At 52.7% G+C, this 22,675-nt stretch carries 24 protein-coding genes; 17 read left to right on the top strand and 7 right to left on the bottom strand.

All coding sequences use genetic code 11. The features are described from left to right. Positions 1-337 precede the first annotated feature (337 nt). The 4 genes from ahpC to HUF18_RS12620 all read left to right on the top strand — a co-directional run bounded on the left by ahpC (position 338) and on the right by HUF18_RS12620 (position 5,036). The gene (gene ahpC, locus HUF18_RS12605; RefSeq protein WP_145470856.1) at positions 338-895 is read left to right on the top strand and encodes an alkyl hydroperoxide reductase subunit C; all 558 of its coding nucleotides are present in this window, start codon (positions 338-340) and stop codon (positions 893-895) included. Positions 896-1,154: 259 nt separating this feature from the next. Continuing rightward, positions 1,155-2,708, top strand: coding sequence for an alkyl hydroperoxide reductase subunit F (gene ahpF / locus HUF18_RS12610; protein ID WP_225692442.1), 1,554 nt, complete (start codon positions 1,155-1,157; stop codon positions 2,706-2,708). Between the two features lie 166 nt (positions 2,709-2,874). Continuing rightward, entirely contained in the window at positions 2,875-3,411 is a 537-nt protein-coding gene (locus HUF18_RS12615) for a DUF1697 domain-containing protein (protein ID WP_225692443.1), read from the top strand. A 107-nt stretch (positions 3,412-3,518) separates the two neighbouring features. Next, positions 3,519-5,036, top strand: a complete 1,518-nt coding sequence (locus tag HUF18_RS12620; protein WP_225692444.1) for a phage tail sheath family protein — start codon at positions 3,519-3,521, stop codon at positions 5,034-5,036. A 43-nt stretch (positions 5,037-5,079) separates the two neighbouring features. Here the strand turns inward: HUF18_RS12620 and HUF18_RS12625 are convergent, their stop codons facing one another. Next, on the bottom strand, positions 5,080-5,622 hold the full coding sequence (locus tag HUF18_RS12625; protein WP_225692445.1) for an acyl-CoA thioesterase: 543 nt from the start codon (positions 5,620-5,622) through the stop codon (positions 5,080-5,082). 107 nt (positions 5,623-5,729) lie between these two features. Here HUF18_RS12625 and HUF18_RS12630 point away from each other — a divergent pair, with 107 nt between their 5' ends. The 3 genes from HUF18_RS12630 to HUF18_RS19640 all read left to right on the top strand — a co-directional run bounded on the left by HUF18_RS12630 (position 5,730) and on the right by HUF18_RS19640 (position 7,157). After that, positions 5,730-6,713 (top strand): GlxA family transcriptional regulator, encoded by a 984-nt coding sequence (locus tag HUF18_RS12630; protein ID WP_225692446.1) that lies wholly within the window; start codon positions 5,730-5,732, stop codon positions 6,711-6,713. A 70-nt stretch (positions 6,714-6,783) separates the two neighbouring features. Further along, positions 6,784-6,993, top strand: a complete 210-nt coding sequence (locus HUF18_RS12635; protein WP_145470949.1) for a hypothetical protein — start codon at positions 6,784-6,786, stop codon at positions 6,991-6,993. Between the two features lie 38 nt (positions 6,994-7,031). Continuing rightward, a complete protein-coding gene (locus HUF18_RS19640) occupies positions 7,032-7,157 on the top strand; it encodes a hypothetical protein (protein WP_255606124.1) in 126 nt (41 codons plus the stop codon). A gap of 48 nt (positions 7,158-7,205) precedes the next feature. On the opposite strand, the gene HUF18_RS12640 is transcribed toward HUF18_RS19640, so the two are convergent. Beyond that, positions 7,206-8,162 carry a LysR family transcriptional regulator gene (locus HUF18_RS12640; protein WP_225692447.1) on the bottom strand — a complete coding sequence of 319 codons (957 nt, stop codon included), beginning with the start codon at positions 8,160-8,162 and terminating at the stop codon, positions 7,206-7,208. Between the two features lie 136 nt (positions 8,163-8,298). On the opposite strand from HUF18_RS12640, the gene HUF18_RS12645 reads away from it, so the two are divergent. The 3 genes from HUF18_RS12645 (at position 8,299) to HUF18_RS12655 (ending at position 12,321) form a co-directional block, all read left to right on the top strand. Next, positions 8,299-9,714, top strand: coding sequence for an acetyl-CoA carboxylase biotin carboxylase subunit (locus HUF18_RS12645; protein WP_225692448.1), 1,416 nt, complete (start codon positions 8,299-8,301; stop codon positions 9,712-9,714). A gap of 19 nt (positions 9,715-9,733) precedes the next feature. Continuing rightward, on the top strand, positions 9,734-11,545 hold the full coding sequence (gene oadA, locus HUF18_RS12650) for a sodium-extruding oxaloacetate decarboxylase subunit alpha (protein WP_145470951.1): 1,812 nt from the start codon (positions 9,734-9,736) through the stop codon (positions 11,543-11,545). A gap of 110 nt (positions 11,546-11,655) precedes the next feature. Beyond that, positions 11,656-12,321: a carbonic anhydrase gene (locus tag HUF18_RS12655; RefSeq protein ID WP_145470874.1), complete on the top strand. Its 666-nt coding sequence runs from the start codon at positions 11,656-11,658 to the stop codon at positions 12,319-12,321. Between the two features lie 39 nt (positions 12,322-12,360). Here the strand turns inward: HUF18_RS12655 and HUF18_RS12660 are convergent, their stop codons facing one another. The 3 genes from HUF18_RS12660 to HUF18_RS12670 are packed head-to-tail and all read right to left on the bottom strand — an operon-like array spanning position 12,361 to position 14,801. Then, the gene (locus HUF18_RS12660; protein ID WP_225692449.1) at positions 12,361-12,732 is read right to left on the bottom strand and encodes a hypothetical protein; all 372 of its coding nucleotides are present in this window, start codon (positions 12,730-12,732) and stop codon (positions 12,361-12,363) included. A 37-nt stretch (positions 12,733-12,769) separates the two neighbouring features. Then, the gene (locus HUF18_RS12665; protein ID WP_145470877.1) at positions 12,770-13,390 is read right to left on the bottom strand and encodes a trimeric intracellular cation channel family protein; all 621 of its coding nucleotides are present in this window, start codon (positions 13,388-13,390) and stop codon (positions 12,770-12,772) included. Positions 13,391-13,433: 43 nt separating this feature from the next. Beyond that, positions 13,434-14,801, bottom strand: coding sequence for a leucyl aminopeptidase family protein (locus HUF18_RS12670; RefSeq protein WP_225692450.1), 1,368 nt, complete (start codon positions 14,799-14,801; stop codon positions 13,434-13,436). Positions 14,802-14,991: 190 nt separating this feature from the next. Between HUF18_RS12670 and HUF18_RS12675 the strand changes: the two genes are divergently transcribed. Next, positions 14,992-15,411 carry a YeeE/YedE family protein gene (locus tag HUF18_RS12675; RefSeq protein WP_145470881.1) on the top strand — a complete coding sequence of 140 codons (420 nt, stop codon included), beginning with the start codon at positions 14,992-14,994 and terminating at the stop codon, positions 15,409-15,411. Further along, positions 15,408-15,839 carry a DUF6691 family protein gene (locus HUF18_RS12680; protein WP_222428620.1) on the top strand — a complete coding sequence of 144 codons (432 nt, stop codon included), beginning with the start codon at positions 15,408-15,410 and terminating at the stop codon, positions 15,837-15,839. Before HUF18_RS12675 ends, HUF18_RS12680 begins: the two co-directional genes overlap by 4 nt. A gap of 5 nt (positions 15,840-15,844) precedes the next feature. Here the strand turns inward: HUF18_RS12680 and HUF18_RS12685 are convergent, their stop codons facing one another. Next, positions 15,845-16,096, bottom strand: coding sequence for a hypothetical protein (locus HUF18_RS12685; RefSeq protein ID WP_145470883.1), 252 nt, complete (start codon positions 16,094-16,096; stop codon positions 15,845-15,847). A gap of 166 nt (positions 16,097-16,262) precedes the next feature. Between HUF18_RS12685 and HUF18_RS12690 the strand changes: the two genes are divergently transcribed. From HUF18_RS12690 to HUF18_RS12710, 5 genes are read left to right on the top strand one after another with little or no spacing between them, the layout of a single operon-like run. Then, entirely contained in the window at positions 16,263-16,838 is a 576-nt protein-coding gene (locus HUF18_RS12690) for a hypothetical protein (protein ID WP_225692451.1), read from the top strand. Then, positions 16,835-17,509, top strand: coding sequence for a response regulator transcription factor (locus HUF18_RS12695; RefSeq protein ID WP_145470887.1), 675 nt, complete (start codon positions 16,835-16,837; stop codon positions 17,507-17,509). Before HUF18_RS12690 ends, HUF18_RS12695 begins: the two co-directional genes overlap by 4 nt. Beyond that, positions 17,509-18,858, top strand: a complete 1,350-nt coding sequence (locus tag HUF18_RS12700) for an ATP-binding protein (RefSeq protein WP_145470889.1) — start codon at positions 17,509-17,511, stop codon at positions 18,856-18,858. The genes HUF18_RS12695 and HUF18_RS12700 overlap by 1 nt, the downstream gene beginning before the upstream one ends. Before the next feature lie 7 nt (positions 18,859-18,865). After that, positions 18,866-19,225 carry a Bor family protein gene (locus HUF18_RS12705; RefSeq protein ID WP_225692452.1) on the top strand — a complete coding sequence of 120 codons (360 nt, stop codon included), beginning with the start codon at positions 18,866-18,868 and terminating at the stop codon, positions 19,223-19,225. Then, entirely contained in the window at positions 19,218-19,610 is a 393-nt protein-coding gene (locus HUF18_RS12710; RefSeq protein WP_145470893.1) for a hypothetical protein, read from the top strand. The genes HUF18_RS12705 and HUF18_RS12710 overlap by 8 nt, the downstream gene beginning before the upstream one ends. Before the next feature lie 72 nt (positions 19,611-19,682). On the opposite strand, the gene HUF18_RS12715 is transcribed toward HUF18_RS12710, so the two are convergent. Further along, the gene (locus tag HUF18_RS12715) at positions 19,683-22,658 is read right to left on the bottom strand and encodes a hypothetical protein (protein WP_225692453.1); all 2,976 of its coding nucleotides are present in this window, start codon (positions 22,656-22,658) and stop codon (positions 19,683-19,685) included. Between the last annotated feature and the right edge of the window lie 17 nt (positions 22,659-22,675).

The raw sequence follows: 22,675 nt of genomic DNA on the forward strand, positions 1-22,675 counted from the left end.
TCAGACAAGGCGCTGAGAGTGTGGCCTAACGGGTTAAGCGAACGAACAGCAACGCAGGGTGAGGGATTTTTAGCCATAACCCTTCGGGCTGAGGCCAGTTTTCCCCAATAACATCGTCGCTCGTCATTCATTTAGCCCGCTAATATCACTCCTCTCTCCTTGTTCTGAGAAAAACTGGCTCTCAGCAGGCCCGATTCACTTAGTGTCAACAGGCCCCTAGTCAAACTGTTCAATAGCTATACCTAATAGCCTTCTTTGAAAAGATCAATTTAACTAATCAGAAGCATGTCCCTACTATAGGTCCTGTTCCCAACACAAACCTATGGAGCAAGACCACATGATCAACACTGAAATCAAACCATTTGCAGCAACCGCTTTTAAACAGGGCGAGTTCGTAGAAATCACTGAAGCTGATGTTAAAGGCAAGTGGGCAGTATTCTTCTTCTACCCAGCCGACTTCACTTTCGTGTGCCCGACCGAACTGGGCGACCTGGCTGACAAATACGAAGAACTGCAGAAGCTGGGCGTAGAAGTATTCTCTGTGTCTACCGACACTCACTTCTGTCACAAAGCATGGCACGACAGCTCTGAAACCATCGGTAAGATCAACTACTACATGGTTGGCGACCAGACCGGCACCATCACCAACAACTTCGGTGTAATGCGTGAAGGCCAGGGCCTGGCAGACCGCGCTACTTTCCTGGTTGATCCACAGGGCGTTATTCAGGCCATGGAAATCACCGCTGAAGGTATCGGCCGTGATGCAGACGACTTGATGCGTAAAGTGAAAGCTGCTCAGTACGTTGCCGCTCACCCAGGTGAAGTGTGCCCGGCTAAGTGGAAAGAAGGTGAAGCGACGCTGGCTCCTTCCCTGGATCTGGTCGGCAAGATCTGATTTGGCTTTCCCGGAGAGCGAATCGCGACGTTGTTTTCTTGCTCGGCCCTTCGCCTACCTATGTGGTATGTCTCGGGTCCTCGCGCGAAAACACCTTGCGCTTCATCTCTCCGGCTTTGCCAAATGCTTCGGGTGAGTCAACGCTTCGGCCAGCCTGCAGTAAATTCCACAGGCCTCGCCAAATAACCTGAAGTAATTGCAATACCCGGCTCCGGTTTTCCGGAGCCGTTTTAAAAATCTTCAATCGGACGGTATTTCCATGCTTGATGCAAATATGAAACAACAATTAGGCACCTACCTGAACAATCTGCGTAATCCGATTGAACTGCAGGTGTCTGTTAATGATTCGCCAAAATCCAAAGAACTGGAAACCCTGGCGCGTGAAATCGCAGAACTGAATGATCAGATTTCCCTGACGGTGACCAACGAAAAAATCGGTGGCCGTTCTCCGGTAATGACCGTTGCCAAAGTGGGCAGCGAAGCCCGTGTGGCCTTTGCCGGTGTGCCAATGGGCCACGAGTTTACCTCGCTGGTGCTGGCTTTATTACAGGCGGGCAGTCACCCGTCGAAAGAAGATCAGGCATTGCAGGATCAGGCAAAATCCCTGACGCGCACCCTGAATTTTGAAGTCTATGTATCGTTGTCGTGCCACAACTGTCCTGATGTTGTACAGGCGGTGAATTTAATGGCCGCGCTGAATCCGAACGTTACCGCCACTATGATCGACGGCGGCGTATTTCCGGACGAAGTGAAAGAACGCAATATTATGGCGGTCCCTTCGCTGTACCTGAATGGTGAAGTGCTGGCCAACGGTAAAATGACGCTGGCGGAAATCCTCAATAAAGTGGATGACGACGCCGATGCCAAAGCCGCGGCGGCAATGGCCGATAAAGATCCGTTTGATGTGCTGGTGGTGGGCGGTGGTCCGGCGGGTGCTTCAGCTGCCATTTATGCGGCGCGCAAAGGTATTCGTACTGGTCTGGTGGCCGAGCGTTTTGGCGGTCAGGTATCTGATACCGTTGGCATCGAAAACTTTATTTCTGTGCCTTACACCGAAGGTCCGAAGCTGGTTGCGCATCTGGAAGAACACGTTAAAGAATACGACGTGGATGTGATGAAAACCCAGAAAGCCGTTGCGGTACGCAAAACCGATTCTGGTTTAACCGAAGTCGAACTGGCCAACGGTGCGGTACTGGCGGGTAAGTCGGTGATTCTCGCGACCGGTGCGCGCTGGAGAGAAATGAACGTACCCGGCGAGCAGGAATACAAAGCCAAAGGCGTATGCTTCTGCCCGCACTGTGATGGCCCGTTATTTAAAGGTAAGCGTGTTGCGGTGATCGGTGGTGGTAACTCCGGTATTGAAGCCGCTATTGATCTGGCCGGACTTGTTGAGCACGTCACCGTACTGGAATTTTCCGATGTACTGCGTGCCGATGCGGTGCTGGTGAAAAAAGCCGAAGCCACTGCCAATATCGACATTATTAAAATGGCGATGACCACTGAAGTGATTGGCGATGGTGAGCGGGTAACGGCGATTAAATACCAGGACCGTAATACCGGCGAAAGCCATGTGATCGAACTGGCGGGTATTTTCGTACAGATTGGTCTGGTGCCGAATACCGAATTCCTGAAAGGAACGGTCGAGCTGACTGAGCGTGGCGAGATTATTATCGACGGCCATGGCCAGACGAATGTACCGGGCGTATTCGCCGCCGGTGACTGCACCAACGTGGCGTACAAGCAGATTATTATTTCGATGGGCGCAGGTGCAACCGCTGCACTGGGTTCCTTCGATTACTTAATCCGCAACTGAGCGACCGCATAATTTAAAAATTCAGCACCCTGAATGCTTGTTGGGAACAGACAAGCAGCCCGCGGCCCGGTAGCAATGATTGCTTCCGGGCCGTTTTTGTTTTTAATCGCATCAAAGTCCGCTATTGTCAGGCGGAGTGTTGGATTATTAACAGGAATGGATGCAGATGATCTCTTGTATTGCGTTATTACGCGGCATTAATGTCGGCGGTAAAAATATTCTGCCGATGAAAGATCTGGTCACCGTGTTTGAACAGGCCGGTTATCAGCAGGTTAAAACCTATATTCAGAGCGGTAATGTTGTTTTTCAGAGCGCTGCACAACCTGTGGCGGCAGACAGTACGCGGCTGCGCAGTCTGATTGCTGCTCAGCATGGATTTGAGGTGGACGTTCTGTTGCTGAGTGCAGCTGAGTTACAAGCAGTTATCGCGGCCAACCCTTATCCGGTGGATGATGGCAAAGTGCTGCACTTCTTCTTTCTGGCTGCACAGCCAAAGACCGTAGACTCAGAACGCCTTCAGGCTCTGAGTAAGGCATCGGAATCTTTTCAGTTGGCTGACGGCGTATTTTATCTGTATGCGCCAGAAGGTATTGGCCGTTCAAAACTGGCGGCAGGTGTGGAAAAAGTTCTTGGGGTTCCTGTAACCGCCAGAAACTGGAACACCGTCAGCAAGTTAGAAAGCCTGCTGAACGCTGTGGACTAACTCCGTTAACATTCAGGTATGCCAGAGCGCGGGAACTTTCCTTGACCCTCTGGCTGGTTCAGGCATGCTCAGTCATTCACGGACAGACAGCAGCGCACGGAGCCACTATGACCACAACAGTCAAAACCCCGGGTGTTTATATCAATGAGATAAACACCTTTCCTGATTCGGTTGTGCCCAGTGCAACCGCTATTCCTGCGTTTATCGGTTATACGCCTGCGGCACAATTAAACGGTCAGTCACTGCTGAATAAAGCGGTGCTTGTACAATCTTACGAAGAATTTGTCTCGCGCTTTATGCATGCGGCCGTACTCCAGCCGGTACAGTATTACCCACAGGGCGGAGATGATAATTACGACCTTCTGCCCGATCCGGCAACGGTGTATTACCTGTGTAACAGTATGCGGCTGTTTTTTGAAAACGGGGGTGGCAGTGCTTATGTTGTATCGGTCGGAAATTACGGTAAGCCGAGCGGAAACCCCTTAAGCAGTGCGCAGGCAGCGATTATTAATCCGAATATTCTGCTCGCCGACCTTTTGCGTGGCCTGCATTATCTGGCAGAAGAATCAGAGCCGACGCTGTACCTGTGTCCGGACGCAACACTGCTGTCGGTGGCAGAAAATGCAACACTGATGCAGGCCATGCTGTTGCAGGCTGAACAGCTGGAGTATCCGTTCTGTCTGTTCGATGTCATTGGCGGGCGCAATCCTGACCCGGTGTTATACAGCGAAGATATCCGGAATTTTCGCGAAAGCACGGGCAGTAACGAGCTGAAAAATGCTGCCTGCTATTATCCGTTTATCGGCACCACGATGGTGGGAAGTAACGAGCTGAATTACACCAATTTGTTTGGCGGTAATCTGCATCAACTGGCGGAGTTCCTTCATGCAGAGTCTGATGGTACATCGGCAGTCAGCCGCATTCTGGCGGATATCGCAGCCTTAGCAGAGCCATCTGTAACGCAGATCCGGCAGCACGATATGGCATTACGGAATGCCAGTAAGCGTTATAACAGCTTGCAGCAAAGACTGAATACCGAGGTCAATATTTTGCCGGTCAGTGCGGCGATGGCTGGCATTTATGTGATTAATGATAGTAACGAGGGCGTATGGCGTGCACCAGCTAATGTCAGCATCGTTGGCGCAGCTGCGTTACCTATCCGCTTATCAGATCATCAACAGGCTGAGCTGAATATTGATGCAGCTTTCGGCAAATCCATTAACGCCATCCGTTTTTTTAATGGCCAGGGCATTCTTGTCTGGGGCGCCCGCACGCTGGATGGTAACAGTCAGGACTGGCGTTATATTCCGGTGCGGCGCACTGCAATTTTTCTTGAGCGTTCAATTCAGGAGGGCATGAAAAATTATATTTTTGCTGCCAACGATGCCAGCACCTGGAATGCTGTAAAAGCCATGATTGAGAATTTTCTCACCAGTATCTGGAAAGAAGGTGGTCTGCAGGGCTCGTCTGCCAGTGATGCGTTTAATGTTGCGGTCGGGCTGGGGAGTAGCATGACCAGTGACGATATTCTGAATGGCTGGCTGCGGGTTAATGTAAAAGTAGCACTGGTTCGTCCTGCTGAATTTATTGTGCTGAACTTTGAGCAGCAGCAGGCAGATTCCTGATGCTGCCGGAAACGCTGACTGGCCGGTAATCCGGCCAGATTGTTCAGCAGAGCTCTTCGTCGCGCAGCTGGGAACTCATACCGTCGCAACTTTCTGACCATGCGCTGAGCCAGTCTGGCAGCGGTGGTGATTGCGGAGCAAGATTCATTTCGGCGATAAACTCCTGCGGATCGACCAGCCCTTTTGCCGAACGGAACAGGCCACGCATTATCACCACGCCAATAACCCGTTCTTTGCGCATAAAACGGTGTTCAACAAAGACCCATTTATCATCCCAGCCGAGCATACGGCTGTGGATTTCAAAGGCTTCAAACAGCCGCAGCTCACGGCGGAATTTCCCCCAGACATCACCCACAACCGGAAACGCTTTATGGCGCAGAGCCACTTTGTAGGCGCCGCTGCGTAATACGTAATCCATACGCCCGACATCGGCCATGGTGAAGTAACGGCCATTGGTTACATGGCGGTTAAAATCCAGATCCAGTGGCCATACGCGCATTTTCACCACCGTGGTGTCCAGGCCGTCGACCGGCTTGCGCCACGGGCGGCGCAGCAGCATAAGTAACAATCGAAACCAGAGATTCATCTTTATTTTCCTGACTGCTTAAACAGGCGGCCACTCTAAGGCTTGCGGGGGCGGCGTTGTATATGCATAAATGACTTGTTTCACGCGAAATCTGCAATCGAGGCATTATGCACGTTACTTTGCTGTTGGCTGATCAATGCTCTGCGGCCAGTGCGACTATGGCGCAGGAGATATTTTATGCCGCCAACTTATTTTCCGGTCAGGAGAAGCCGCTGTTTGAGCTGAGCCAGGTGTCGCTTGATGGCTTGCCGGTTACGGCCTCAGCCGGTCAGCAGCTGATGGCGGACTGCGGGATTGCCGATATCCGCCAGACCGATCTGATTGTGATTCCGGGCTTTCTCTTCAGTTTGCAGCAGGCGATGCCGGAGTTTGGCCGCTACCGGGCGTGGCTGACGGAGCGCTACCGGCAAGGCGCGACGATTGCCACCATGTGTAATGCAACGTTTTTAGTGGCCGAAAGCGGTCTTGCCGATGGTATGCGGGTGACCACTCACTGGGCTTTCGCCGGGCTGTTCCGGCGCAGCTTCCCGCAGGTCCGGCTGGATGAGCAGCAAATGTTATGTGAAGACGGCCAGCTGATCAGCAGTGGCGGAGCGACGGCGGTGCTGGATCTGCTGCTGCACCTTATACGCCGTTTTGCTTCATTAGAGCTGGCACAAACCTGCAGCCGTTATTTACTGATTGATAATGTCCGCAGCGTACAAAGCCCCTATGCCTTATGGGCCGCGCCGAAAAATCACACTGATCAGGATATTCTGAAGGTACAGAACTGGCTGGATGAACACTTTGCCGGAGCCCTGGTCATCGATGAACTGGCCAGCCGTTTCGGCTTTGGTGTGCGTAACTTTAAGCGGCGTTTTAAAGAGGCGACGGGGCAGGCGCCGCTGGCTTATCTGCAGGCGCTGCGCATAGAAAAAGCCAAGCAGCTGATTGAGTCGACCCGCATGACTATTGACAGCATTACGCTGGCGGTCGGTTATGAAGACAGTAATTCATTCCGCCGTCTTTTCCGTCAGCGGGTGGGTTTATCGCCTGCGGCTTATCGTAAACAGTTTCAGCCAAAGTCCAGAGCGGAGTCATCTGCAGAGTAATTAATGTATTGCATAATGATATACAATGTATATCATTAAGTTCTCTTCATCTTATTGGGTTTCAGGCGTCGTGGATAAGGCAAAGGCTTCAGCCAAAACTGGCCGCAGTAAAAAGGCCAAAGCTGTAAAGAATGATGCACAGCTGCTTATCCGTATTAATGGCGAAGAGCGGGAGCAGTTTCTTGCTCTGTGCGAAGAGCTGGACACCAGTGCAGCCCGTGAAATCCGGCGATTTATCCGCGGTTTTATCCGGAAAAATCAGCAGACTGAAGAGTCATAGTGCTTAATGCACCCATCGGAATAAAGAAGGAATTTGTTATGTCTAAGAAAGTATCCAAGAAAGTCGTCAGCCTGAAAAAAGAGATCAAAGCGCGTAAGGCCAAGATCTCCAAGCAGGAAAGCAAACTGAAAGTGCTGAAGAAAAAGCTGAAAAAAGCCGCTTAATCGCAGGCTGATATAAAAAACGACACCTGCGGGTGTCGTTTTTTTTGGTCAGGACTTCAACTGTGGGTTACGTAAAAATACCTGCTCGAACTGTTTAATATTCTGCTGAATATAATCAATAAAAGCCTTCATGGCCGGGGTCGGATGTTTGGCCTGCGGATACACCACACACCAGCTGCGGCGCAGTGGGAAGCCCGGAACATCCAACACCCGCAGCGTCCCCAGCTGCAGTTCAGGCCGGATGCTGAGCTTAGGCAGCACGGCTACGCCAAGGCCGGCAATCACGGCGTGTTTAACGGCGTCGTTCGAGCCGATTTCCATGCTGGGTTTCACCCGCAGGCGTTGTTGCTGGCAGTGTACTTCCAGCGCCAGGCGGCTGCCGGAACCCGCCTCGCGCATCAGCAGGTTGCTGTCGAGGAAGTCCTGCGGGCTGACCGCTTCCTGCAGTAACAGCGGATGTCCGGCCGGCACCACCGGTACCAGCTCATTATTCAGAAACGGCAGTGATGCCAGCGGTTTCTCGCTTGGCACCATGCCCATAATCACCAGATCGTCACGGTTATCGTTCAGGCGCTGAATCGCCGCGGCGCGGTTCACCACGCTGACGCTGACGTTGATCTGTGGGTAAAGATTAAGGAAAGCGCGCAGCAGATATGGCACAACATATTGCGCCGTATTCACCGCCACCAGTTTCAGCTCACCAGCCACTTTACCGTCCAGCTCGGCCAGATCGGTCTGCAGCCGGCGCAGTTCACCGAAAATACCATCCACGCTCCGGGCAAGCTTCTCTCCGGCCGCCGTCACAAATAAACGGCGACCGACGTATTCGAATAAGGGCATTTCCAGCGCCTGCTCCAGCTGGCGCATCTGGCTGCTGACCGCCGGCTGGGTCAGGCCGAGCAGCTCGCCCGCCTTACTGTAACTTTCCAGCTCATATACGGCGTGGAATACCTGCAACTGGCGAAAAGTCAGTCGGCTGGCTAATTTTTGTACGCTGAGTGGCATGTTATGTTGCTCGCTGGTCTTTATCTATAAGTAATACCTTATAGGTTGAGTAAAAAATATCAATTTTTGCTTTGGTCTGGTGTTGTCTAAGCTGATCTGACCCTTTCACTCAGGGACTACGAACGAGGAGTTCCCCATGCTGAAGAAAGTTCTTATTGCTAACCGCGGCGAGATTGCCGTCCGTATCGTGCGCGCCTGCGCCGAGATGGGCATCCGCTCGGTGGCTATCTATACCGAACCGGACCGCTATGCGCTGCATGTTAAGCGTGCGGACGAAGCTTATATGCTGGGTGAAGATCCGCTGGCCGGTTATCTCGATCCGCTGCGCATTGTGAATCTGGCATTGGAAACCGGCTGCGATGCTATTCATCCGGGCTACGGCTTTTTGTCAGAGAACGCTGAGTTCGCCCGCCTGTGTGAACAGAAAGGGGTAATCTTTATCGGGCCGAAGTCGGATGTTATCCACAAGATGGGCGATAAAACCCAGGCCCGTGATTCCATGCGCGCTGCTGGCGTACCTATTACTCCGGGTTCCGACGGTAATCTGGCCGATCTGGATGAGGCGCTGAAACTGGCCGCCGAGATTGGTTATCCGGTGATGCTGAAAGCCACTTCCGGTGGTGGTGGTCGCGGTATCCGCCGTTGTGATTCTGCCGACGAATTAAAATCCCAGTACCCGCGGGTTATTTCTGAAGCCACCAAAGCCTTCGGTTCGGCCGATGTGTTTATGGAAAAGTGCATCGTAAACCCGCGTCATATCGAAGTGCAGATTCTGGCCGACAGTCAGGGCAATGTGGTGCATCTGTATGAGCGTGACTGCTCTATTCAGCGCCGTAACCAGAAGCTGATCGAGATTGCGCCAAGCCCGCAATTAACGCCGGAACAGCGTCAGTACATTGGTGGGCTGGCGGTGAAAGCGGCCGCAGCCGTCGGTTATGAAAATGCCGGTACGGTCGAATTCCTGCTGACCGGCAATGAAGTGTACTTCATGGAAATGAATACCCGGGTGCAGGTCGAGCACACCATTACCGAGCAGATTACCGGGGTGGATATTGTGCGTGAGCAGCTGCGCATTGCCGCTGGCCTGCCGCTCAGTTATCGCCAGGAAGATATTGCCTACCGCGGTTTTGCCCTGCAGTTCCGTATTAATGCCGAAGACCCGAAAAACGATTTCCTGCCAAGCTTTGGCCGTATCTCTCACTATTACGCGCCGGGTGGGCCGGGTGTACGGGTCGATACAGCAATTTATACCGGCTATGAAATTCCGCCGTATTACGACTCCATGTGTTTAAAACTGGTGGTCTGGGCGCTGACCTGGGAAGAAGTGATTGCCCGTGGGCAGCGCGCGCTGGATGACATGCGTCTGCACGGTATTAAAACCACTGCGCACTATTACCAGCAGATTCTCAGTAACGCCGATTTTAAACGGGCGGAATTCGACACCAGCTTTGTGCCGACCCATCCGGAATTATTGAATTATTCAGAAAAACGTCACCCCAGCGAAGTTGCGCTGGCCATTGCCGCAGCCATTGCCGCACACGCCGGCTGGTAATCCGCAGGAGGAATGAATGATGAGTAACGTGAAAAAGATTGAAGTCACCGATGTGGTTCTGCGTGATGCACACCAGTCGCTGATTGCGACCCGTATGCGCACCGAAGACATGCTGCCGATCTGCGATAAGCTGGATAAAGTCGGCTACTGGTCGCTGGAAGTCTGGGGCGGCGCCACCTTTGATGCCTGTGTGCGTTTCCTTAAAGAAGACCCGTGGGAGCGTCTGCGTCAGCTGAAAAAAGCGCTGCCCAATACCCGCCTGCAAATGCTGCTGCGTGGTCAGAACCTGCTCGGTTATCGCCATTACGCCGATGATGTGGTGGAAGCCTTTGTGCAGAAAGCGGCGGATAACGGCATTGATGTATTCCGTGTATTCGATGCGCTGAACGATCTGCGTAACATCGAAACCGCAATGAAAGCGGTTAAAAAAGCCGGTAAACATGCGCAGGGCACCATCTGCTACACCACCAGTCCGGTGCATACGCCAGCGCTCTTTGTTGAACAGGCCAAAGCGATGCAGGCCATGGGCGCCGACTCTATTGCCATTAAAGATATGGCGGGTCTGCTCACACCATACGGCACTTATGAGCTGGTAAAAGCGATTAAAGCCGAAGTGGATTTACCGCTGGTTATTCACAGTCATTCAACGGCAGGTCTGGCGCCGCTGTGTCAGCTGAAAGCGATAGAAGCCGGTGCTGACCGTATCGATACTGCGATTTCTTCCTTTGCCTCAGGTACCAGTCATCCGGCGACCGAGTCGCAGGTTGCTGCGTTAAAAGGCACAGGCTACGACACCGGTCTGGATCTGGAATTACTGGGTGAAATTGCCGATTACTTCCGCGAAGTGCGGAAAAAATACCACCAGTTTGAAAGTGAATTTACCCGCGAAGATGTTTCCGTGCAGATTAATCAGGTGCCGGGCGGCATGATGTCCAACCTGGCGAATCAGCTGAAAGAACAGAACGCGCTGGATAAAATCCGTGAGGTGTTTGCCGAAATTCCACGGGTACGTGAAGACCTTGGTTTTCCTCCGCTGGTAACCCCAACCTCACAGATTGTTGGCACCCAGGCGGTATATAACGTGTTGGCGGGTCAGCGTTATAAAACCATCACCAACGAAGTTAAGCGTTACCTGCAGGGTGGCTATGGTGCAGCACCGGCGCCGGTGAATGCTGAATTGCAGAAAAAAGCCATTGGTAATGAGAGCGTTAACGACGGTCGTCCGGCGGATTTATTAAGCCCGGAAATGAATAAGCTGCGTGATGACATTGGTGCTCTGGCACAAAGCGAAGAAGATGTTCTGACTTTTGCCATGTTCCCGGATCTGGGCCGTGAATTTCTGCAGCAGCGTGCCGATGGCACCCTGAAACCGGAAGAACTGCTGCCACCGGACCAGAAAGGCAAAGGCCGTATGGGCGAAGCGATGGCAACTGAATTCCGTATCGACGTACACGGCGAAAGCTATGAAGTAGCTATTACCGGTGTCGGCGACTCCGGTGTCGGTAAACGCAAGCTGTACCTGTCGCTGGACGGTATGCCGGAAGAAGTAATTTTTGAATCGCTGAACGAATACGTCGCCGAAGGCAGCAGCAATCATGGCCGTAAACGTGCCACACAACCGGGTCATGTTACCGCAGCAATGCCGGGCAATATCGTCGATGTGCTGGTGAAAGAAGGTGATAAAGTCGAAGCCGGCCAGTCGGTGTTGATTGCCGAAGCGATGAAAATGGAAACCGAAGTTCACGCCAATATCGCCGGTACCGTACAGGCGGTTTATGTGAGCAAAGGGGACCGGGTAACGCCGGGTGAGGTATTAATCGAAATCGGTTGATACCGGGGAGGATTGTTGTGTCGTCAGCGGCACAACAGTCCGCTGAGAAAATCATGTTTCTTACGGAGGGAATACCGTATTCTTAGCGCCGTTGATAAGGGGAGATTGCAGTGGAAAAACTGATACGTGGTGTACTGAATTTTAAACAGAATGTGTATCCGCAACAGAAAGACCTGTTCGGCACGCTGGCTGACGATGGCCAGAATCCGGACGTACTCTTTATTACCTGTTCGGACTCCCGTATCGATCCGAATATGGTTACCGGCTCAGCCCCTGGTGATCTCTTTATCTGCCGTAATGCCGGTAATATTATTCCCCCACACTCTAACGAAACCGGTGGCATGACCGCATCTATTGAGTATGCCGTCGCGGTTTTAGGCGTACGCCATATTATTGTGTGCGGACATACCGATTGTGGTGCGATTAAAGGCGCGCTGGATATGACCAAACTGAAAGGTCTGCCGCACGTTAAAGAGTGGTTAGGTCATTGCCGCTCTGCAATGGAAATCGTGCGCGAACGCAATGGTATTCCATCGGATATGTGTCTGGGTCATGAGCACCTGAACGAAGCCATTGAAGAGAACGTTTTGCAGCAGGTGCAGCATTTACGCACCCATCCGGTGGTGGCCGCCAAGCTGTCGACACAGAAAGTACATATTCACGGCTGGGTGTATGACATTAAAAGTGGTGGCATCCGTTGCTGCAGCCATAACAGCGATACCTTTAACGATTTCTCGGCTCATTATGCCGATATTATTGCGAGCGTCGGCGAATAATCGTCCGGGCCGGTTTCTTCACCGGCCCTGATTCTGCAATCAGCAGGTCCAGTAAATTTTATTCTCCAGATCAACGACCGCCGGACCATCGCTGCAACCGCCAACATCCTTTGCCTCTTTATCCTTCGGTTCATAGATAATAATCCAATGACCGGAGCGGGCATGCCAGTACAGCTCTCCCTCATCAATTAATCCCAACGGAAATACGCCGTCACTGTCGTTGTTGGTCAGAGAGATCCTTCCCTGTTTTATTTCGGTATCCAGATTGATGCCCTGCATCTGCGGGTGCTCGGCGTAGCGTTGCTGAAATACATACTGACCATCGGCCAGCGGTAATGCTGGTGCTGCGTACGCTGTGCCAATGGACAGGCTGGTTAGCAGCAACAGGGTGTGTGTCAGAGTGGGGGTCATGTTCATTCCTTTGAATTTACAGGGTACTGTGCGGACGTTATTTCTCTTTATAGCGTGGCAAAACCAGATTCCAGCGGATGGCGCTGAGGCGCAGCAGAAAAATAAAAATACCGGCAACCAGGGCAGCGGCGCCGATATTTATATCGTTATGAATCAGCAAAATATACAGCAGGGAGCCGCTCCAGGCGGCGGTCGCATACCACTGCCCCTGAAATACCAGCGGGTCCTGATTGAGCAGTATGTCCCGCAGAATCCCACCGGCAACACCGGTAATAACACCCATAAACGAAGCGACCAGCATATCGGCACCAACGCCCAGGGCAGCCTGAGTGCCGGCTACGGTATATAAACCTAATGCCGCAGCATCCGGCAGTACAAACCAGCGGCCGGACAATTTAATCCAGCGCGCCAGAAAAAAAGTGGCCAGAGCACCAAACCAGGTAAAAATCAGATAGCTGGAATCCGCTACCCAGAATACGGTGCGGTCGAGCAGGGTATCGCGCAGGGTGCCACCACCGAGGGCGGCACAAAACGCGATAATCATAATACCGAACAGATCAAACTGTTTGCTGCGCGCATCCAGCACACCGGCGGAGGCTGACAGAATCGAAGCAAACATGGTTGACCAGTACATCACTTCAGCGGTGCTCAGAACCATAGTGATCGCCCGGCATTAAGTAATGTTAAAAAAACAGCAGCGCTTATTGCGCTGCATAACGGTTCTGCAGATATGCGAAAACGGCACGCATACCCATGGCTTCACCACCCACCGGACGGCCCGGTAATTTACGGCGGTTCCAGGCCATTACGTCAAAATGCACCCAGGGCGTGTTATCAACAAAATGCTCCAGATACAGCGCGGCGGTAATCGCACCACCAAAGGGTCCGGGTACAGAGTTCACCAGATCGGCGATATCGCTTTTCAGTGAATCGCGGTAAGCCTGATGCAGGGGCAGGTGCCAGACCGGATCGGTAATGCGCTGACCGACCTGCATTAAATCAGAAGCCAGCTGCATCTGATTGGTAAAGAAACCCGGCAATTCAGTACCCAGCGCCACCCGGCAGGCGCCGGTGAGTGTGGCGAAATCGATGACCAGATCCGGTGACTCACTGACCGCTTCGGTTAATGCATCGCACAGCACCAGACGGCCTTCGGCATCGGTGTTGTCAATTTCAACGGTTGAGCCTTTGCGCGTATTCAGCACATCACCGGGACGGAAACTGTCAGCGCTGACAGCATTTTCAACCGCCGGAACCAGCACGCGTAAACGCACCGGCAGCTGTTGCGCCATAATCAGGTAAGCAAGGCCAACCACATGGGCAGCGCCGCCCATATCTTTCTTCATGGTGCGCATGGCATCGGCAGGTTTTAAATCCAGACCGCCGCTGTCAAAGCACACACCTTTACCCACCAGAGTGACCAGCGGATGTTTTTCATCGCCCCAGCGCAGATCAAGCAGACGTGGAGCATGGGCACTGGCGCGCCCGACCGCATGAATCATCGGATAATTTTCGCTCAGCAGATCATCGCCGACAATCTGAGAAAACTGTGCGCCAAACTCCTGCGCCAGATTTTCCAGAGTAGCTGCCAGATGCTGCGGCATCATATCGGCGGCAGGAGTATTGACCAGATCACGGACATGACGGGTTGCGCTGACCAGCTGCTGGGCGTACGCCAGTGCGCCGCTGTCGGCCAGTAATAAACGCGCCTGTGGCTTACCCGGTTTGACATAGCGCTCAAACCGGTAGGCGCCAGCGCCCCAGGCAAAGGCAATGCTGATTAACTGATCGGTATCGCTGATATTGTCGATCACGTAATCCGCTGCGGGCAGCAGGTTGGCCAGCTCGCCACAGGCGAACATATCGTCGAGGTTATCGCAGACAAAGAGCGCGCTTTGCAGGGAGCCATTGGCTGCCGGTAATAACTGTGCTCCCTTGCCGCTGTAGCCGCAGGCATCCAGCCAGGCTTTAACGCTGTCAGCCTGTTGTTCGAGCCAGCGCGGAAAATCGCTGCTTTCAAGAATGGTAAGAGGGATACCCTGCTGGCCTGCGGCTAAAACATCAGACATGGAAACTCCGGACTACTGAAAATAATGTTCACAGTATAGGTAATTCCCGCAAATTACAGAATGGGCGGCACCAGCGACCTTGGTGGTGAATATCAGCTTGCTGCGCGCGGAAGCGCCAGCAGACGCGCCGGCAGACGTAATCCCGCACATGGATTAGAATACCCCACGGTTTTATTCAGGTATCTCTTCTATGAACGAATTTATTCCGGAGCTGATCGGCGGCACGCTGATTGGTCTGGCGGCAAGTCTGTTGTGGCTGGGCATTGGCCGTATCAGTGGTATGACCGGGGTGTTATCCAGTCTGTTTTTGCTGCGCGAAAAGCAGCGCTACTGGGCACTCTGGTTTCTGGCCGGACTGGTGCTGGCTTACCCTTTATATCTGGCTCTGGGTTACAGCGCGGCTATCGTCGTCACCAATAATACGCTGTTGCTGGGCAGTGCTGGTCTGCTGGTCGGATTCGGCACTTATATCGGCAATGGCTGTACCAGTGGTCATGGTGTGTGCGGTATGGGGCGGTTATCGCTGCGTTCTGCGGTGGCCACCGTCACTTTTATGGTTGCGGGTGTGGCTACTGTTGCGGTTATGAATCTGGCCGGAGGTATTTTATGAACGCACGCCTGCTGGGCCCGCTGGTGGCTCTGGCCAGTGGTCTGATTTTTGGGCTGGGGCTGCTGATTTCCGGAATGAATAACCCGGCGAAAGTGAGGGCCTTTCTCGATGTTTTTGCTGCCTGGGACCCATCGCTGATTGCGGTTATGGGATCGGCCATTCCGGTGTTTGCGCTGTTTTTCTATTTCAGTAAACGCCGTAAAACGCCGTTCTGCGCCACGGCTTTTCATGAGCCTAAGCTGACACGTATTGATTTGCGTCTGCTGGCCGGAGCGCTGCTGTTTGGTATTGGCTGGGGCCTGGTTGGTCTTTGTCCGGGACCGGCGCTGGTGAACCTGCTCGCATTTGAGCCGGGTGTGCTGATCTTTGTGCTGGCCTTGTTAGCCGGCAACCGTATTGCACACTGGCTGGTAGGGCCTGTGCGATAACAGAGTCAGGCGGCTTTGTCGGTACACATCATACCGTCACACAGAGCGGCAGAGCCGGCAATACTGCCGGCATCGTCTTCTGAGCTGATGCGTAACGGTTCGACAACTGCGCTGTTGTTTTTCGCCTGACGGTTGCTGGCCATGGTTTCGCTAAACTGACGGGTGATGCCGGGCAGCAGGTCGAAATAGGCGGTAAAGTGGCGCTGTGGCTGTTGCTCTTGTTGTGCTTCTGCACTGGATTCCTGTGGAAATTCCATCTGAGTATCTTCCATTCTGGTTATTGAATCTGCACTGTAACGGACTGAGTCTGAACCTGAGCTGAATTTCCCGTTCAGCTGGCGTCGTTATTTATTCAGCTTTGGTTCACCTGCAGCGGGTATCCTGTTTAAATTGCCCGAATACTGATGTACAGGTACCCCACTCTTGATCCTCACTTTCATGTCGCTGCAATCTGTATTCAGTGCCCGGATGGCATCGCCTGCGTTGTCCCGGTCTGCTGATCGCCGTGCGCTGCGGTTGCTGTTATGCCTGCTGCTACAGGCGCTGGCATGGCCGGTGCTGGCCGGGCAGGATGACAAGCCGGAAGAAGAATCCGACTGGGTAGAGGAAACCATCAACCCTAAAACCGAATGGGTTGAAGAGGTGTTTACCCCATTTAACCGCTGGGTTGAGCGTAAAATTCAGGGCAAACCCGCTAAATCAGAACCGCCGGCGGTACCACCACCGGATGTGTTCTCACACCGGGTCAACCCTCCGGCAAATGCTATTTCGCCACAGGAAGCCGGGCGCTTATTGCGTTTGCTGTATCCGGGAGAAATCCTGCGTATTCATTTTGAGCCAGGCCCACCACCTTATTACCTGATCAAGCTGCTTGGCAGTAAGGGCAATATTGCCAGTTACTATATGCACGCAATCGATGGCACGCTGCTCGACACTATTCCCCCTGCAGCTGATACCGTCCCGGCGCGGCAGAACGAAGCACAAGGAGAACAGCGATGAAAATCCTGATTGTGGAAGACGATGCAAATCTGCGCAGCCAGCTGGCCGAAGGTCTGGATAAAGCCGGATTTCAGTGCCAGTTGGCAGCCGATGGGCTGGAAGGTTATTTTCAGGCCAGCGAATATCCATACGATATGGCCATTATTGATCTGGGCCTGCCCAAAATTGATGGCATCGAGCTGATTCGTCGTCTGCGTAAAGATGGCTGTGCTTTTCCGCTGCTGATTCTGACAGCCAGGGGCGGCTGGAAAGCCAAGGTAGAAGGGCTGGAAGCCGGAGCAGATGATTATCTGGAAAAGCCCTTTCATATCGAGGAATTAATTGCGCGCAGCCGGGCGTTATTGCGCCGTATTACCGGCCACAGTGCCGTACTCAAAGCAGGCCCGCTGGAACTGGATGTGCAGAGTCAGCAGGTTTTGCTGGCAGGAGCCCGTCTGGAACTGACCGCATTTGAATACAAAATTCTGGAATATATGCTGCGTCACAGCAGTGAGGTTATTTCCAAAAATACCCTCACCGATTATCTGTATGCGCAGGATTTTGACCGTGACAGTAATGTGATTGAAGTACTGATTGGCCGGCTGCGTAAAAAGCTGGCTCAGGCGGATGGCTTCAGTCCGATTGTTACCCTGCGGGGGCGGGGTTATCAGTTTATAGCGGAAAACGGTTAATGCTGAATTCGCTGCGTGCCCGGCTGATGTTATTGACAACATTATTGTTGGCAGTATTAATGCTGGGTATTGGCGTATGGCTTTATCAGTCGTTTTATTACGCGCAGGTTAATGGTCTGCAGGAGCGTTTGCGCCTGCACAGCTATTCACTGCTGGCTTTGGCTGATTATCGCTCGGGCAAACTCTGGGTTCCTGATTACCTGCCGGAAGAACGCTTTAATCATACCGGCTCCGGTTTGTACGCTCAGATTCTGGATGCCTCTGATCAGATTGTCTGGCGCTCATTGTCCGCCAAAGAGTTACCACCGGTGAGTGGCAGCAACGCCGCGCCTGGGGAGTGGCGTTACAGCTTTGCACGCATGCAGGGCGAAGAATATATGATTGCCCGGCTGGGGGTTAACTGGGGAAATGCCGGTAATAATAATCCGCAGTTTAATCTGCTGATGATTGAGAATCTGCATGATTTTAACCGGCAGCTGATCGACTACCGCAACAGTATGGATTATGCGTTGCTGACATTTGCGTTGCTGCTGATCGTTATGCAGCTGCTGATTCTGCGCTGGGGGTTGGCACCGCTACGTCGTGTCAGCCATGATCTGGAAAAACTGCAGCGCGGTGAACAGGCCGATTTAACCGGTGAGTATCCGCGTGAACTGCAGCCACTGACCACCAACCTGAATCAGTTGCTGCAGAGTGAACGGGCACAGCGTGAACGTTACCGTAATATGCTCGCCGATTTATCGCACAGTCTGAAAACGCCGCTGGCGGTGATGAGTGGCATGGTACATCAGCCGCAGATCAGTGATGATGACCGGCAGGAGCTGGAGCGGCAGATTAATACGATGAGCGAGCGCATCCGGTTTCAGTTGCAGCGCGCGGTCAGCCAGGCACAAAGTTTCAGTCTGCAGAAAGTAGCGGTAAAACCGGTGGCTGAATCGCTGCTGGGTGTTATGAAAAAAGTGTATGCCGATAAACATCTGACGTTACAGCTGGTTGCTGATGACGATGTATTCTTTCTGGGTGATGATAACGACCTGACCGAGATTATCGGTAATCTGCTGGATAATGCCTGTAAATATGGTCGTAGGCAGGTGCTGATCAGTGCGCATAATACTTTGTCCGGCTGGCAGCTTTGTGTTGAGGATGACGGCCCGGGGGTTGCCGAAGAGCAACATGAGCATGTTCTGCAACGTGGTGTGCGCCTGGATACCATGACCGCGGGGCAGGGACTTGGGCTGGCACTGGTCAGTGATATTCTGGCATTGTATGACGCCCGCCTCAGTATTCGCGAGTCGCTGTTGGGCGGAGCCTGTTTTATTCTGGAGTTTGAAAATCAGGGAGCTCTCTGAGGTGTCGATGAACAAGGGATTAATCCGATGCAGCGCATTACGCAATATCAGCGTAATGCGTTTGTCTGTGCTGGCAGGATTGCTGTTTCTGACAGCCTGCTCCAGTGTCACTATTCGTCCTTATGGCGGCGAAAAAGACACATCACCACCGGATTATCAGTCGAGCAAAACATTTTATCTGGCCGGGATTATTGGCGAACACGAAGTGAACACCAGTGTTATTTGTGGTGAACGGCGGGTTATGCAGATGCAGGCAATTACCAGCTTATCGGACTGGCTGCAGAGCGTACTGACACTACTGATTTATACGCCGCGTACGGCCAAGGTATGGTGTGATCATCCGGCACAGGAGACGCAGAATGACTGAATGGAAAATTGTCAGAACTGCAGCCGTTATTGCCTGCACACTGCTGTCAGCCTGCAGCACAATTCATTTTACCCATGACCTGAGCAGCAACCGTCAGCCGGCAGAACCTCTGCGCATCAAATGGCATGACACAACCATCGACGGCATGATTGAAATCAGCCCACCGGTGAATCTCTACCGTGAATGCCATGGCAAGCCCTGGAGTAAAGTAACGGTGGAGTACACCTTTGCCAATGGTCTGACCACTGCCCTGATCAGCGGCACCTTGGTCAGCGTGGCACCCGTTTTTAATTTGGTCAGTGTGTATTCCCCATGGTCGGTACAGACCTACTGTTCTGTCTCTGTCAGCGATCTGCAGGCTGCTGCAGTCAGCAACAGTGACTGATATGTTTATCGCAGCACCGGAGTGCTGCGATGTTTGCCGCGTATTAACGGCGGCTCTTTGTTGGATAATTCCTCAGAACTGGTAATTCACCTGCAGGTAAGTCCGGTCACCGCCTTCGTCTTTATCAAAGCCGTAGGCGTAGCCCAGACGTACCGGCAGCGCAAAACCATACATCACAACAACTTCTGTCATCAGCTCCATACCGGCGCTGGTAAGATAATGTGAGCGCCCGCCTTCCTGCCAGGCTGCACCATGATCGGCAAAAATATTGGCATTAATACCACCAAGACCAATAGGTAATAAATTCCAGCCACGTTCAACGTTCAGCAACGGGAAACGATATTCGAGGCTGTTGGTCTGAATGCGGTTACCTTGCTGCACATTTTCTTTATAGCCACGCAATGCCCATTGATCGCGGCCAAATAATGACTGCTCCAGAACACCTTCTTCACCGCCCAGCTCAAAGGGTTCCGGTTGTTCGAAACCATAAGCGCCGCTGCTGTGCAGAGCCAGTACCTGATTGCCGGGTAAATCAATAAAATGACTGATGCTGGCATTGATGATGTCGCCGCGGTAGTCGCTGTCGAGATAATCGTTGGATTCCCACAACAGGGTTGCCTGGGTTCCCCAGCTGACCGAAATCGACTGGCTGTACATTTCGCGGTTATCAAAATCCAGACGGGCGCCGATAACCGAATTATGTAAGCTGTTTTCCTCGCGCAATAAATCATCGGCCGGAATATCGTACTCGTGGCTGCGGTTAATACCGGCGCTTAATTGCAGTTTATTTTCCAGAAAATCGATAATATTAGTGCGCGCCAGTTCTACCGTGTCTTCGCGGCGGATGCGTTGCAATCTGTCATTATCATCGAGGTAATAGCTGTGATTACGCTGCGCCAGTAACTGCCACTGGTTATTGTAGGAATACATCAGGTTGCCACTCGCGATGTCGTTTTCGGTATCGACAAACAGAGTGCTGCTGTAATTATGCCGCCCGAGGGCATCCTGACCGGAAGTGCTCAGTCCGATGGCATTATATTCTTCGTTGCCCGAATACACCGGCAGCCACTGCTGTGGCATCAGGCTTGACCATGGGCTGTATTCTTCGGCTTCGCTATGTGTCTGTGGCTGATTATATAAGGGGGCATAATCGTACTGGCTCTGCAGCTCGGACAGCGGCAATACCGCCAGTGGTTTACGTTCGGAAGCCGGCAGGCGTACGTGGCTGAAACCGCGGGCCTGATAGCTCTGGAAATAAATATCATCACCCACCAGAACCGGTTGCACTGCACCGCCTAATAAATGGGTTAGCTGGGACACCTCTCCGCTGGCCAGATTCAGACTGAAAATATTATAGGTAGCCGTCGCGCTGGCCAGATCAACACCTTTAACGTTGCTGTAATCGGCGCTGAAAATAATATGCTGATCGTCGTGGCTGAAATTCGGACTGCTTTCACTGGCGCGGGTATTGGTCAGCGGCAACCATTGTGGTTGCTCAGTCTGGATATTCAGTAATTCAAGGTTCCAGCCCTGTTGCTTGCGTTTAATGCTGGCAACGATTTTTTTCCCGTCGTGGGAGATGGCGTAATCGCTGATAACATCATCCAGCGATCCCTGCCACAGAGTGCGGATAAAGTGCCCGTTCTTATCCAGCATATCCAGCTGGCTGACACCGGCCTGAATACGTTTGGCAATTAAATAGGGTTGTTGTGGGTCGGCTGCGTTTGGCATCCAGCGTACGGCACGATAGCGCTGATCGCTGGTCAGGCGTTGCTCGCTACCGTCACGCATAATAAAAATATCACTCCAGCCGCGCAGGTCGGCACGGTCGGTAATACGGGTATAGGCAATATCCCCCCGGGGACTGACATCCAGGCTGAGCATGCCGGTGATTTGCAGTAATACTTCGCTGACCGGATTTTCGGCTGTGTTGCTGGCAGTGCGGACTTTAACCAGACTGTTACGGTCTTTACCGTTTTCGCGCAGGTAATAATAATTTTTACCATCGCTGGCAGCAGCATCGATGGATAAACCTTCGTTGCTGATAGCCTGTACCGGGGTGTCAGCTGTCTTTTTCAGCTCGGTAATTTGTGGGGCAAAACGCTGCTGCAGCCAGACTTTAAACTCCTGCCATAACACCTCATGGCTTTTGCCGAAGACTTTACGCGCTTCGTAATTCTGCAAAAAGAACGGAATAATATTGCGCGAGTATTCACTCAGGTAATCACGGATTTTGTCATCACCGTAGGTGTCGGCGATAAACTGCCAGTAGTAGTAACCGTACAGGTAATGCTTACCCAGCGGCCAGTCACGCAGGGTGACGACAGCCTGGGATAAATCGTCGATGCCGTTAATCACTTCCATACGCATCATCATGTCGTATGTCGTGCTCTGGCCGCGGCCATAACCCTGAGCCGCGTTGGTTTCTTTATAAACCGCCAGTCCCTCAATGATAAAACCCGGCGTGTAGGCGTGAGGAAAGGTCAGCGGATTACGTCCCAGAATCTTACGGATAACAGCCGGAATGCCGCGCGCCATATCAACATGAATGATATGCGTCAGCTCGTGGGTGATCAGCAGATTCAGCCAGTCGTCATAGGCTTCCAGCGTGCTGTTGCCATCGGGCGGACTTAAAAACAGCCGGATCTGATTAAAAGGCTCCGGATGTGCCCAGCCATTGGAAAAATCAAAGTCGTCGGTCAGTACCACATGAACGCGGTCTTTGGGCGTCCAGTCAAAATCCTGCGTCAGTTCGCTCCAGGCCCGCTCGGCAATCACAGCGGCCCGTTCGGCCTGCGCTTTATGGGCCGGAATAAAATGAAAGTAGAAGTGGTCGCTGCTGAAGGTCTGCCATTCCATACCGGGCAGGTCCGGGCTGACCGCCAGTGGGTTTTCGGCATGTGCGGCCGGAGTCAGAACCATGGCCGGGCCGGCCAGCAGCAGGCTGATGGCGCTGGCCAGTAACAGCTTCCGGCTCTTCAGGGTCTGTGCCGGCGGCAGAAGTGCATCAGAATGGGATATCAATAAGGTAGGGTGTGGATACGTCATACCGCAATCTCCGTTAA

The sequence above is a fragment of the Thalassolituus sp. ST750PaO-4 genome, assembly GCF_020320405.1.
In the GTDB taxonomy this organism is placed as follows: domain Bacteria; phylum Pseudomonadota; class Gammaproteobacteria; order Pseudomonadales; family Oceanobacteraceae; genus Venatoribacter; species Venatoribacter alkanivorans.